We start from the raw sequence: 12,558 nt of genomic DNA, 5'->3' as shown, positions 1-12,558 counted from the left end.
AATGCGCAAGAAGAAGGCGAAGAGAGGCCAGAATGGGTGATGAAAACGGGACGTCTAATGAAGATCCCCGCCTGGTCTCCTGGGCTGCGCAGGCGTGTCGGAAGGCGTGTTTTTGTCCGTGTGCGGATCTGTGTCTTGTCGCTGGAGCACCAGCTCTGGGTGCAGGGCTGCAAGGCGGAGAGCCAATTCTTCGTCCGTTCGACCGTTCAGTACTCCTTTCAGGAGGAAATCCGTTGATACCCGGAGGCGATTCGATAGAGCGGCAATGAGAAACACACTGGGCGCCCGATCGCCTTTCTCGATCTTGTTCAGGGTCGAGGCGTCCACGCCCAGCAGGCGGGCGCACTCGCTCTGGTTGGGAATCACGAGTTCTCGGGCCCAGGCGATGCGTGTGCCGATAGCGCGCTGTATCGTGGCGAGGGAGTCGGGGCGTTTGTGTTTGGCCATGGCCATTCATAGCAATGGCTCTTTGCCAAATCCAGACTGTTTTTTTAACATTGAATATGGCAAATTGCCATATTGTAACGAGGTTGTTATGAAAGCGCACGGGAATGAGCACGCTTTCGGGCGGCGGAGGGTATCGGCGGAGTCGCTGGCGGCGATGCTGGCTTCCGAGGAGTGGAGGCCGGCCCGGCCGCGTTCCTTGGAAAGGGTCCGGTTTATTTCGGAGCGCGATCGATTCGAGGCGTTGCCCGCGGGGCATCGGGTCAGTTGGGCGGCGGTGTGGGCCGGCGAGGCCGTGCCGCTCTTTCCCGGCTTGCGGCCGATCGGGGCGGTTCTGGGGGACGAGGTGGAATGAGGGATGCTGTGATGGAGCCGACGCCGGAGCGACTGGCGCGGGACGGTTTCCGGCGCGTGGGGGCGACGCATCGCGTGCTGGGCACGGTGCAGGTGCTGCGGGAGGCGGGCGATATCGGCGATGAGGAGGTAGCGGCGGCGGAGCGGTGGAGTCGGGAATATGTCTTCGCGTCGCTGGGGGTGGTGGATCGTCCGGCCGCGCCGCGCCCCGATGCGTTGAAGGGGGATGTGCATAGCTGGATGCTCAATCGCGGGAAATGCGCGGCGCGGTTGAGCCGGATTCGGGAGACGCTCGGGCTGGCGGCGCATGTGCGGCTGGAGATGATGCTGGGGCGCGAGATGTCGTTTTCCGCCATGGCGCGGTGTCTTTATCCGGATCTTTCCGAGGCGCGTGCGCGCATGAAGGTTTCGGCGCAATCGGCGTTTCTTCTTGAGATGCTGGCGCATTTTTACGGAATGCAAAAAAAAGAAGCGGGAATGAAGAATTAAATATTGCGTTCCGCGCGCATTTGATTTATGTTTTTCTCATAATGGAAAAACTGCATTTGAACAAACCGCCCTCGTGGCGGTTTTTTTGTGTCCAGAGGTCCATATGTCTCTGTTCGATTCGGATATTTCTGAAGGCGATGTGATTTTTTCAGGCTGGCAATACATGGTCGTGGTGGGTCGGGAGGGGGAATTCGTTCTCGCGTCGCCCTTCGTGACCACGAGCGAGCCGCGGCACCGGCGGGATGTCGGCGTGTCCTGGACGGAGTTGAGCGAGGCGGGGCTGCCGCATCCGGACATGCGGTTGCGCGGGGTGTTGTGCCGGCGGCGCGGGCGGGCGGTGACGCCCGTGGGGGTTGTCGGCGAGGCGGTGCTGGCGCGGTTGCGTCTTGCGCTGGATGCGGAAATGGCCGCGCGGGCGCGGGAGGTGCCGCATGCGCCGGTCTGGTCCGTGCGGGACGGGAGCGGTGGCCCGGTGAAGCGCCGGGGGGCGGTGCGGTCGATGGTGTTCTGAAGGTGCGGCGGCTCCGGTGTGCGGAAAGGTTCTTGGGGCATGGAGGAGACGGCGAGGATCGGGCCTCTGAAGGATATTCTGATGAGGCGGTCGAAGCGGATTTTTCTCGATCATCTCGCATTGACGGCGAATGTGACGGCGTCCGCCCGTGTGGCGGGGGTCGAGCGGGGGACGATCTATCATTGGCGCGACGCCGATCCCGTCTTTGCGGCGGGGTGGGCGGATGCGCTGGAGGCGGCGACGGATGCGCTGGAGGCGGAGGCGCGGCGGCGGGCAGTCGAGGGGGTGGAGGAGCCGATCCTGTCGGGAGGGAAGGTCGTCGCCGATCCGGCGACGGGGAACCCGCTGATGAGGCGGCGGTACAGCGATGGTCTGATGCGGGTGCTGTTGCGGGCGCATCGGCCGTCGCGGTTCCGGGAGATGGAGGAGAAGGAGGGGCGCAACGGGGAGGTGGTCGTCCGGCTGACGCGGGACGATGACGGGCTTTAGGCTCAATCCCGGGCAGGTGGCGGCGAACGGGCTCCTTGCGGGCGGGGCGCGGCATATTCTGCTTCGGGGGGGATCGCGGTCGGGCAAGACGTTTCTCCTGCTGCGGGCGATGGTGATCCGGGCGTTGAAGGCGGAGGGGAGTCGGCACGGGGTGTTCCGCTATCGATTGGTGGCGTTGCGGGCGAGCATTCTGCTCGACACGTTTCCGAAGGTGATGCGGTTGTGTTTTCCGGGCGTGCCGTACCGGCTCGACCGGGAGGACAATCTCGTGCGGTTTCCCAACGGTTCCTCGATCTTTTTCGGGGGGCTGGACGATGCGCAGCGGACCGAGAAGATTCTCGGGCTGGAATTCGCGACGGTGTTTCTGAACGAGGCCAGTCAGATCAGCTATGGCGCGCGCAATGTTTTGCTGACGCGGCTGGCGCAGCGTTGCGGTCTGGAGGTGCGCGAATATATCGACGCCAATCCGCCCGCGACGGATCACTGGCTTTACGCATTATTCGAGGCGGGTGTCGATCCGAAATCCGGGGAGGCGCTCGCGGACCGGCATTTATATGCGACGATGATTTTGAATCCGGACAGCAACCGGGAGAATTTGAGCGCGCACTATCTGAGTCAGCTGGAGGCTTTGCCGGAGCGGGAACGGCGGCGGTTTCTGCTGGGGGAATATCAGGCCGTGGTGGACGGGGCGCTGTGGCGGATCGAGATGTTCCGCAGGCGCCCCGTCATTTCGGCGGGGTCGCGCGAGGAGGTCGCGCGGTCGATGCGGCGGATCGTCGTTGCGGTCGATCCGTCCGGGGCGTCGGGGCCGGAGGATGTCCGTTCCGATGAGATCGGCATCGTGGTGTGTGGCGTCGATGCGGAAGGGAACGGGCATGTTCTGGAGGATGCGTCCTTGCGGGACGGGCCGGCGGCCTGGGCCGCGCGGGCGCTGAAGGCGTTCGACGAATGGCGGGCCGAGCGCATCGTGGCCGAGCGGAATTTCGGCGGGGCGCTGGTGGAGGCGACGATCCGCGGCGTGCGGGCGGCGGCGCCTGTGCGGAGCGTGGTGGCGGCGCGCGGGAAATCCGCGCGGGCGGAGCCGGTGGCGGCGCTCTACGAGATGGGAAAGGTCTTTCATCATGGACGGTTCGAGGTGTTGGAGGATCAGCTTTGCCGCTTTTCCGCGCAGGGCTATCGCGGGGCGAAATCGCCGGACCGGGCGGATGCCATGGTCTGGGGAGTGAGCACGTTGATGCTGGAGTCTGGCGGTGAGGCGCGCTGGGGCGGGGGAGTGAGTTTCGCCCGGTGACGGGCGGGTGGTTGGGTTTCGTTCTTTTTTGAAAAAAAGAACCAAAAAACTTTTTTGACTTGGCCGCGGAGTTTCGCTGGGGAACTCCGACGCTGAATGATTGAAAGTCTTTTTGCTTCTTTTTCTTCAGAAAAAGAAGAAGAGGGAGAATTTATGGATTGGCTGTCATTGCAGCGTCATTACGTGACGCCTGCGGGTTTGCCTGCGCGCGCGGGGCGATTGCTGGCGCTCGGGCGGGTTCTCGCGGGCACGCAATATGACGTGTTGCCCAATCCGTTCGCGCGGGAGCGGTCCGGGGCGGGGGAGTATATTCCGCTGGCGATGCGGCGTCCGTCCGTGCGGACGAATTTGTGCCGGACGGTGGTGGACGAGTCCGTTTCCCTGCTGTTCGGCGACACGCACTGGCCGGCGGTGATGGCGGAGGATGCACGGACGGTGCGGGCGCTGGGGATGTTCGCCCGGGAGGCGGGGCTGGCCTCGCTCATGACCGAGGCGGCGATCCTGGGTTCGGTGGGGTCCGTCGCGATTCTGGTCGAGCTGGTGGATCATGCGCCGCGTCTGACCGTGCTGGAGACGGCGTATCTGACGCCGGTCCGGGACATGGCGACGGGGGCGTTGCTGTCCGTGACGGAGCGTTATCCGGTGGCGGGGCGTGATCTTGCGGCGCAGGGTTATGCGATCGCGCCGGAGAGGATGGAGACGCGGTTCTGGTGGCAGCGGGTCTGGGACCGGGATGACTGTGCGGTGTTTCTGCCCTGTCCGCTGGGGGAGGAGCCGTCGGCGCGCGATCCTGTCCGTTCGGTCCGGCATGGGCTGGGGTTCGTGCCGCTGGTCTGGATCCGCAATCCGGGCCGGAGCGGGGCGGGCGAGCTGGACGGGGAATGCACGTTCGAGCGGGCGATCGATACCGTCATCGAGGCGGATTATCTCATGTCGCAGGCCGGGCGCGGGCTGAAATACGGCTCCGATCCGACGCTCGTTCTCAAGACCGGGGGATTTCCCGAGGGGGATGCGCGGCAGGGCGGGGCGGCGACGGCGTTGACTCTGCCGCCGGAAGGGGATGCCAAGCTGCTGGAAATCAACGGCAATGCGGCGGGGGCGGTGCTCGCGCATTACCGGGAGTTGCGGCAGCTCGTGCTGGAGCAGTTGCATGGCAACCGGGCGCATGGCGACCGGATCTCGGCCGGGCAGTCCGGGCGGGCAATGGAGATGATGTGCCAGCCGCTGATCTGGCTGGCGGATCGTTTGCGTCATGCTTATGGCGAGGGCGGGCTGGTGCCGCTTTGCCGGATGTTGTGCCGCTTTTCCTCGGTGGTCGAGGAGGGGGTGCGGCTGGGCGGGGGGCTCGTGCGGAATCTCGATCCCGCCGGGTTGGCCCTGCAATGGCCGCCCTGGTTCGCCGCGTCGGAAAACGAGGTGTCGTCGTTGGCCTCCGGGCTGGTGGCGGCGTGCGCGGGCGGCATTCTCAGCCGCGAGACGGCGTCGCGGGTGTTCGCGGCGTCGACGGGCTGTGCCGATCCGGCGGCGGAGTGGGAGCGGATTGGCGCCGGAGCAGGGGATGAGGGGGCGGAATGAGCGAGGACGTTGAGGAATTGCGGCGGGCGCTGGAGTCGGCGCAGGGCGAGTTGTCGGCGATGCGTGACGTGCATGAGGCGGCGCTGGCCAGGGTTCGGGCCGAGGGCGATCAGGCGGTGATTGCCGCGAGCCTGCGGGCCGAAGCCATGCGGTTGGGCGCGCATAATCCGGACGACGTGGTGCGGCTGATGGATCGCAGCGAGGTGGCGCGCGGGGATGACGGCGAGGTGCGTGGCGTCGCCGCGGCGATCGAGCGGTGCCGGCGCGAGCGGGGCTATCTGTTTTCCGCAGGCGGCGTGCCGGGGACGGCGAGCGGGAGCACCTTCGCCGTTGCCGCGCCGCGGCCGGGCGAGGCGCCGCCTTTCGATGCGCGCAAGCTGTCCGACACGGATTATGCGGCGCGGAAGTGGCAGTTTTTGGCCGGGAAATAGGGGTGGGCGTTCTTTTTTGAAAAAAAGAACCAAAAAACTTTTTTGACCTGGCTGTGGAGTTTCTTCGGGGAACTCCGCGGCGGAAGGATCAAAAGTCTTTTTGCTTCTTTTTCTTCAGAAAAAGAAGGTCTTCTCTTTTTTGACTTTTCAGAAAAACATTGGAACGGAACAGATGGGCATCGAGAATTTTCCGGTGCAGCTTCAGGCTGCCATTCAGCAGGGTTTTCTGGCGCGCGAATTCGAGAACGGATTGCGGTCGCGCCTGGGGTTTCGCCAGGTGGCGGATCGCGAGGTGTTTCCCAATGCCATCGGTGAAACGCTGACCAAGACGCGCAAGAGCCTCAAGGCGCCGGTGACGACGCCCATGACGCCGACGACGAATACGAATTTCGACAATGGTCTTTCGCCGAGCGGCTGGTCGATCGAGCAATATACGCTGTCGATCAACCAGTATGGCGACACGATCGACCTGAACATGGTGACGTCGGGGGTCGGCATCGCCTCGCAGTTTCTGGCGAATGCGAACACCAACGGCATTCAGGCGATGCAGTCGCTGGACCGGCTGGCGCGCAATACGCTGTTCGGCGGGGCGTCGAGCGGCGTGGGCGGGTATCTCGGCGGCAATACGCGTGTCGTCACCACGCTGGGTTCGGCGGGGACGAGCGTGGAGGTGGACGATATCCGCGGCTTCCAGAATGTCATCGTCAATGGTCAGGTGGTCAGCGTTTCCGCGACCAACGGCATGACGGTGACGGTGGGATCGGACGTCTACACGCTGGTGGGGACGGAGGCGGATGCGACCAATATGTCCACGGCGCCGGGAGGGATTTCCGGTCAGCTCGTGTTCTCGTCCGGTGTGTCGGTCTCGGACGGGACGGCGGGGAATGCGGTGGTGGCATCGATCGCGCCGCTGGTGATCCGCCCCAACGGGCGTCTGACGACGGCGGCGCTGGCGACGGCGAGTGCGTCGGGTCCGGCGGATACGCTGGGAATCCAGAACGTGCTGGCGGGGGTGGCGGCGCTGCGGCGCAACAACGTGCCGATGATCGACGGGGCGTATCATTGCTATCTCGACGATCTCCAGCTTCTCTCGCTCTTCCGCGACGCGGATTTCAAATATCTCTACCGTGGCGCGTATGGATCGGAAGAGTATCGTTCCGGAAACGTCATAGAGCTTTTGGGCGTGCGCTTCATTCCGACGACGGAAGCGCCGCAGCAGGCCTCTCTGGGGGCTGGTCCGGTCCATCGTGCGTTGTTGGTCGGCCAGGGGGCGCTGGTCGAGGGGGATTGCTCCTTCGTGGGGCATAGCGACATTCCCGAGCTGGACCGTTCGCTGATCGAAATCGTCGACGGGGTGGCGATGGTGACGCGCGAGCCGCTGGACCGTCTGCGGCAGATCATCGCGCAGTCCTGGTACTGGATCGGCGGCTTCGCGCTGCCGACGGACGTGACGGCGAACGTCAACGTCATTCCGACGGCGACGAACGCTTATCTCAAGCGTGGTGTGGTGATCGAGAGCCTGGGCACGGATGCGCTCGGCCTGATCAACTGACGGGGGTGTGGCGTGTCCGGAAGCTCGGCTTTCTCCGATGCGCCGCTTGCCGATGCGGAGAAGACGGATGTGCGCCGGTTCTGCGGCTATCCGGCGATCGGAAGCGTGGCGAGCGGCGAGGATTCGTGGCGGTTCTTTACCGCCTATGGCTCGCTGGAATGGCGGATGAACAATCTGTCTTCCAGCGAACTGATGCAGGTGAGGCTTTATCTTTCGCAGATCTATCCGCTGGAGACGGCGGTGGTCGGGGCTTCGGCCAATCTCGATACCGGGAAGGCGGCGGTCTGGACGCACAACCCGAACGAGGTGCGCGACCGGATGGAGCTTTACGTGCTCTGGCGTCGCCGTCTGTGCGGGTTTCTCGGCGTGCCGCCGGGGCCGGACATGGCGGACGGGTCGCGGATCGTGGTCTGATTTTTTCTGGAGGCATGCGGTGCAGCTTGCGACGATTCAGCAGCGTGTGGAGGCCGGCTATGCGGCGGCGGTGGCGCGGCTGGGGAGCGTGGGGACGCAATATCGGCCGGTCAGCGCGCTGACGCCGCTGGCCGAGGTGCATGCGACGCCGATGATGGCGTTCGACAGCCCGGCGGCGTTCGGGTTTTCCGCGCCGGCCGACTGGGGCGCGCCGATGCGGCATGCGTTGATGGATTCGACGGATGTGCTGGCGGGGGATGTGCTCGTCAGCGGGGCGGACACGTATTTCGTGGCGCGTGTCGAGCCGTTGCGGCCGCCGCTTTGCGTCCTGTGCGACCGGGTGGTTTCGGTGGCCGGGGCCGCCGGGAGCGCGGCGCAGGTGGTGGCGGGTTGTCCGGTCTCGATCATCATGCGGGCGCATGGCGAGCATATGAATACCGGCATGCCGGGATCGCTGCGGCCGGGGGAGTTCCTGATGATCATGCCGGGGCTGCCGGGGGTGGTTCTGACGCCGTACATGGTCGTCACGACCGATCTGGGGACGTCCTATACCGTGGTTGCGGTCGAGGTGTCGCCTTTCGGACTCCGCTGCACCATCGCGACGCAACAGGTGTGAGATGACGGATATTTCCCAGGTGTCGCTGGCGCTGGCTTATGTCTGCGCGCGGGCGATCTATCCGCAGGGTTTGTCGGCGGCATCCGTTACCGGGCGTCAGACGGTGATCCGGCGGGGCTGGCTGCTGCCGAATGACATGTATTCCGCGCAATCGGTGCGGGACAGTGTGGATTACGTCACAGTCACGGCGGCGCTGGAGGGGTTTCGGCCCGTCGCGGAGCCGCTGGGCTGGCCGTGGCGGGAGGGGGCGACGATCGCCCCGACGGTCGGCGTGTCCTGTGCCGGGGCAGTGGCGAATGTGACGGCGCCGTCCTCCGGCGCGGTGTGCGGCGTCGTCGGGCTGCGGTGGGAGACGGGCGCGGCGACGGCGGTGACGGCGGCTTATGCGGCGTCGTCCGGCGATACGGCGGCCAGTATCGCGGCGGGTCTGGCGGCGGGTTTTCCGGGGGCGACGGCGCGGGGGGCTTCGATCGGCGTGGCGTCCGGCGTTTTGACGGGGCAGGTCGCGGGATATGGCCAGTCGGTGCGGGTGACGCGGCGGCAGAGCCAGAAGGTGCGGCTTTCGATCTGGACGGGCAGCGCGATGGCGCGGGATGCGTTGGGAAGCGCGCTGGATACGGCTCTGGCGGGGATGAGCTGGCTCGCCACGCTGGATGGCGGCGAGGCGCTACTCTCCTTCGACGGGGCGGGGGATGTCGATACCTTGCAGGTGCAGTCGCTGTATCGGCGGGATCTCGTTTTCAATGTCCTGTTCGACACGATCGAATCGCAATGGGCGGCGCAGATGCTGTTCGGGGCCGGGGCGTTTTCCGGCCCGGAATTCGAGGTGGCGTTCGGGGATGCGGTGATGGCGGCGGCCGGGCAATCGGGCGCCGCCGCGTTGGCGGCGGAGGCGGCGGCCGTGCAGGGAGTGACGGCGGCGTCGCCCTATGCGGGGTTGTCGGTGGATGCGTTCGGGACTGTGTGCGCGGTGGGGTAGTGGGGTCGTTCTTTTTTGAAAAAAAGAACCAAAAAACTTTTTTGACTTGGCCGCGGAGTTTCGCTGGGGAACTCCGACGCTGAATGATTGAAAGTCTTTTTGCTTCTTTTTCTTCAGAAAAAGAAGGAGCCCCCTTTTTGCCGCGCGCGAAGAAATCAAAGGAAGGGTGAATGTCGCGGATTTATCAGGCGGGGGCGCTGAATACGACGGCGCTTGTGGTGCCCGATCTCTATGTGCAGATCGCGCAGCCGCAGACCCTGGCGCTTTCCGGGGTGGGCTGGGGCGTGATGGGGGTTGTCGGGACGGCGTCCTGGGGGCCGGTGAACATGCCGGTGCCCGTGGGCGGCATGGGGGATTATCTCCAGTCCTTCGGGGCCAAGCAGTCTCTGGTGACGGATGCGGGGCTGGCGGTGGATATCGCGCTCATGCAGGGCGCGTCGTCGTTCCGGATCGTGCGGGTGACGGACGGGACGGATGAGGCGGCGTCCGCCACGCTGGAGGGCGTGACGGTGACGGCGGTTCATACCGGCTCGTCGGGCAACGGCATCGTCGTGACGGCGAGTGCGGCGAATCAGGGCTGGGCGTTGACGGTGGCGCATCCGGTTCTGGGCGCGTCCTATTATGCCGGTGCGAGCTGGACGGCTCTGGCGGCGGCGGTGGCGGCGGATTCGGGCGCGCTGGTGGCGCTGTCCGTGCCGGCGACGGTTCCGGCCGTCGCAGTGGGGACGGTGACGCTGGCGGGCGGCGCGGATGGCGGCGTGCCGTCGAGCGCGGCTTTTCTCGGCTCCGACGCGACGGCGCGGACGGGCATGTATGCCTTGCGGGGACAGGGATGTTCGGTCGCGGTGCTGCACGGAATTTCGGATTCCGCGACCTGGACGGCGCAGGCGGCGTTCGGGCTGGGCGAGGGCGTCTATATGGTGGCCTGCGGGCCGGCGGGGGACACGCTCACCGACGCCGTGGCGGTGAAGGCGGCGGCGGGGCTGGACTCCTGTGCCGTCAAGCTGATGTTCGGCGACTGGATCTGGTGGAACGACGACACGAACGGGCTGATGCTGGTGTCGCCGCAGGGTTTCGCGGCGGGGAAGCTGGCGGCGCTCTCGCCCGAGCAGTCGAGCCTCAACAAGCAGCTTTATGGCGTCGTGGGGAGTCAGAAGGCGGGGCTGACGGGCGGGACGGGGAGTTATTCCTCCGCCGATCTGGCCGTGCTGTTCCAGGCCGGGATCGACGTGATCTGCAATCCGGCGCCGGGGGGATCGTACTGGGCGGTGCGGTGCGGGCATAATACGTCCGGCAGCGTGACGATCCAGGGTGACAACTACACGCGGCTGACGAATTATCTGGCGACGTCTCTGGCGGGCGGCATGGGCGCGTATGTGGGCAGCGTCATCAACGACACGCTCTTCGGCGATATCCGCGCGACGTTGCTCGGGTTCCTGTCCTCTCTGGTGTCGCAGGGAATTCTGGGGGTGCAGGGCGGCGCGCTGCCTTATGCGGTGGTGTGTGATTCCACGAACAATCCGCAGGCGCGGACGGCGCTGGGATATGTGCAGGCGGATATTCAGGTCCGCTACCAGGGCATCAACGAGAAATTCATCGTCAATCTTCAGGGCGGGACGTCCGTGACGGTCACGACGTCCACGTCCGGCGGGAGCGTCTGAGCATGGCCAATCCGTATAGTATCGGGCGGAATTGCCGGGTGACGCTGCTGTGGAACGGGTCGCGCGTCGACATGCGGGATGTGACGTCGTTCCAGGCGTCGCAGGTGACGCGGGCGCAGCGGGCCGATCCGCTCAACAGCGTGCCGGTGGTGTTCAATACGCCGGGCGGCTGGCGCGGATCGTTCGGCGTGGTGCGGGCGGACGCGACGCTGGACAGTCTCGTGGCGGCGGTGGAGGCCGCGTTCTGGAATGGCGGCATTCTCGGCAGCGGGACGATCTACCAGTATATCAGCGAGCCGGACGGCAGCCAGACGACATGGGAATACACCAATGTCACCATGACGCTGGAGACGGATCGCTGGGCGGCGGAGGAGATGATGCATTACACGGTGCAGTTCTTCGCCTCGACGCGGGTGAAGATCTCGTGAGCGCGCTGCCGGTGGAGGTCGTGACGTCGGCGGGGCGCAGGCTGGCGGTGCGGGAGATCGATCCGGGCGACATGCTGGATCTGATCGAGGCGGCGGGCTCGGCCATGAACGGGGCCTCGGCCTCGTCCTGGCTGGCCTATGCGGAGATGGTCTGTTCCGTGACGGCGATCGACGGCGTGCCCGTCCAGATGCCGTTGTCCAAGGACGAGGTGAAGGCGCTGGCGCGGCGGATCGGGACGGACGGGATCGCGGCGCTGCGTCCGCTCTTCGACGCGGAGGATGGCGGGAGCGCGCCGGACGGCCTGGAGAACGCGGCAAAAAACTGAGTCGGCACCCTGTGTTCGGGGAGGTGCTCTATCTCCTGCGTCATGGGGTGCCGTGGGAGGTTGTGCGGGGCTGGTCGCGGGTGCGGCGGATGGCGGCTTGCGTGGCGATCGCCGAGCAGCTCGGGGCGGTCTTCGACTGGGAGGCGATGCGGTATCGCGATGGGTGAGCGTGTGAGGAAACGGGCCGTTCCGGCGGCGGCGCGGCTGGGTTGGGTCGTACGGCTGGCGGGACGGCGGCAGGCGCGGGTCGTGCCGGTTGGGCGGGTTGGGCGGGTTCGGGCGCGGCCGCTGGTGCGCGGGCGGTCCGGTGCGGTTGCGGCGGCCGGGGAGTCCGTTGGGCGCGTCGGGAGCGGGCGGCGGTTCGCGACGCGGGGGCTGCCGGTCGGTGGAATGGAGCGATTTGCCGTCGAGCGGCGGCGGGGCGATGTCGTGGGGGGCGGGGCGTTTCCGTCAGGTGGTTTCTGGCGTGGTCTGGTCGGGGCGGCGGGGGTGGGGCGGAAGAGCTTTCGTCCCGCCGCGGAGAGCGGGCGCATGAGGCGCGGATCGGCGGTGGGAAGGGTTTCAGGCGTGTCCGCGCGGTTGGTGCGGTGGGAAGGGTTTCAGGCGTGTCCGCGCGGTTGGTGCGGATGGCGGGCGTTGCTCTTCCGCCTGTGGCGCGGGCGCGTTCGGCTGTGCCGGTCCGGCGTGATGGTCGGCCTGGAGGCGCGGGGGTTTTGCCGCCATCCCGTCGGCGACGCGCCGTCGTTCCGCCGTGGTCCGGGCGTGACGGGGTGGCCTATGGGTCGGGCCGCGATCCCGGCGTGGCGGAGGACGCGCGGCGGCCGGGGGCGGATCGCGCGGGGCCGGAAGCCGGGACGGCGGCCCGGGTTGATGCGGCGCATGGTCGGCGGTCGGCTCCGGCGTTGGACGGGCTGGGCGCGTTTCATTTGCGGACGTCCTCGGCGGCGTTCGACGAAATCGCCTGGCCGCAATTCGCGGGGGCGAGTGTGGGGTTCTGA

General features: G+C 66.3%; 16 protein-coding genes. 15 read left to right on the top strand and 1 reads right to left on the bottom strand.

Features of this window, described 5'->3' with window-relative positions; all coding sequences use genetic code 11:
• Nucleotides 1-54: 54 nt before the first annotated feature.
• A complete protein-coding gene (locus EDC31_RS07790) occupies nt 55-453 on the bottom strand; it encodes a helix-turn-helix domain-containing protein (RefSeq protein ID WP_239641715.1) in 399 nt (132 codons plus the stop codon).
• 342 nt (nt 454-795) lie between these two features.
• On the opposite strand from EDC31_RS07790, the gene EDC31_RS07780 reads away from it, so the two are divergent.
• The 15 genes from EDC31_RS07780 to EDC31_RS07715 all read left to right on the top strand — a co-directional run bounded on the left by EDC31_RS07780 (nt 796) and on the right by EDC31_RS07715 (nt 12,558).
• Nucleotides 796-1,287 (top strand): hypothetical protein, encoded by a 492-nt coding sequence (locus EDC31_RS07780; RefSeq protein ID WP_239641716.1) that lies wholly within the window; start codon nt 796-798, stop codon nt 1,285-1,287.
• 103 nt (nt 1,288-1,390) lie between these two features.
• A complete protein-coding gene (locus tag EDC31_RS07775; protein WP_042060408.1) occupies nt 1,391-1,798 on the top strand; it encodes a hypothetical protein in 408 nt (135 codons plus the stop codon).
• An 81-nt stretch (nt 1,799-1,879) separates the two neighbouring features.
• Nucleotides 1,880-2,287, top strand: a complete 408-nt coding sequence (locus EDC31_RS07770) for a hypothetical protein (RefSeq protein ID WP_239641717.1) — start codon at nt 1,880-1,882, stop codon at nt 2,285-2,287.
• The gene (locus tag EDC31_RS07765) at nt 2,274-3,578 is read left to right on the top strand and encodes a phage terminase large subunit (protein WP_042060412.1); all 1,305 of its coding nucleotides are present in this window, start codon (nt 2,274-2,276) and stop codon (nt 3,576-3,578) included. The genes EDC31_RS07770 and EDC31_RS07765 overlap by 14 nt, the downstream gene beginning before the upstream one ends.
• A gap of 153 nt (nt 3,579-3,731) precedes the next feature.
• On the top strand, nt 3,732-5,153 hold the full coding sequence (locus EDC31_RS07760; protein ID WP_042061394.1) for a portal protein: 1,422 nt from the start codon (nt 3,732-3,734) through the stop codon (nt 5,151-5,153).
• A complete protein-coding gene (locus EDC31_RS07755; RefSeq protein ID WP_042061392.1) occupies nt 5,150-5,584 on the top strand; it encodes a phage scaffolding protein in 435 nt (144 codons plus the stop codon). The genes EDC31_RS07760 and EDC31_RS07755 overlap by 4 nt, the downstream gene beginning before the upstream one ends.
• 172 nt (nt 5,585-5,756) lie before the next feature.
• Nucleotides 5,757-7,136: a hypothetical protein gene (locus tag EDC31_RS07750; protein ID WP_042062927.1), complete on the top strand. Its 1,380-nt coding sequence runs from the start codon at nt 5,757-5,759 to the stop codon at nt 7,134-7,136.
• Between the two features lie 12 nt (nt 7,137-7,148).
• Nucleotides 7,149-7,550, top strand: coding sequence for a hypothetical protein (locus EDC31_RS07745; protein ID WP_042062926.1), 402 nt, complete (start codon nt 7,149-7,151; stop codon nt 7,548-7,550).
• 19 nt (nt 7,551-7,569) lie between these two features.
• Nucleotides 7,570-8,166 carry a hypothetical protein gene (locus EDC31_RS07740; protein ID WP_042062925.1) on the top strand — a complete coding sequence of 199 codons (597 nt, stop codon included), beginning with the start codon at nt 7,570-7,572 and terminating at the stop codon, nt 8,164-8,166.
• Nucleotide 8,167: 1 nt separating this feature from the next.
• The gene (locus EDC31_RS07735) at nt 8,168-9,145 is read left to right on the top strand and encodes a hypothetical protein (RefSeq protein ID WP_042062923.1); all 978 of its coding nucleotides are present in this window, start codon (nt 8,168-8,170) and stop codon (nt 9,143-9,145) included.
• A 170-nt stretch (nt 9,146-9,315) separates the two neighbouring features.
• Entirely contained in the window at nt 9,316-10,806 is a 1,491-nt protein-coding gene (locus EDC31_RS07730) for a phage tail sheath protein (protein WP_042058769.1), read from the top strand.
• A gap of 2 nt (nt 10,807-10,808) precedes the next feature.
• Nucleotides 10,809-11,234 (top strand): hypothetical protein, encoded by a 426-nt coding sequence (locus EDC31_RS07725; RefSeq protein ID WP_042058766.1) that lies wholly within the window; start codon nt 10,809-10,811, stop codon nt 11,232-11,234.
• Nucleotides 11,231-11,560, top strand: a complete 330-nt coding sequence (locus EDC31_RS07720; RefSeq protein ID WP_042058764.1) for a hypothetical protein — start codon at nt 11,231-11,233, stop codon at nt 11,558-11,560. Before EDC31_RS07725 ends, EDC31_RS07720 begins: the two co-directional genes overlap by 4 nt.
• Before the next feature lie 11 nt (nt 11,561-11,571).
• Nucleotides 11,572-11,727 carry a hypothetical protein gene (locus EDC31_RS17685; protein ID WP_164468402.1) on the top strand — a complete coding sequence of 52 codons (156 nt, stop codon included), beginning with the start codon at nt 11,572-11,574 and terminating at the stop codon, nt 11,725-11,727.
• Between the two features lie 438 nt (nt 11,728-12,165).
• Nucleotides 12,166-12,558, top strand: a complete 393-nt coding sequence (locus EDC31_RS07715) for a hypothetical protein (protein WP_132126980.1) — start codon at nt 12,166-12,168, stop codon at nt 12,556-12,558.

Origin of the sequence: Acidomonas methanolica, from assembly GCF_004346035.1 — a bacterium.
Lineage (GTDB): Bacteria > Pseudomonadota > Alphaproteobacteria > Acetobacterales > Acetobacteraceae > Acidomonas > Acidomonas methanolica.
Note: the sequence above shows the minus strand (reverse complement) of the source record. Positions and strands in the feature narration are given on the sequence as shown.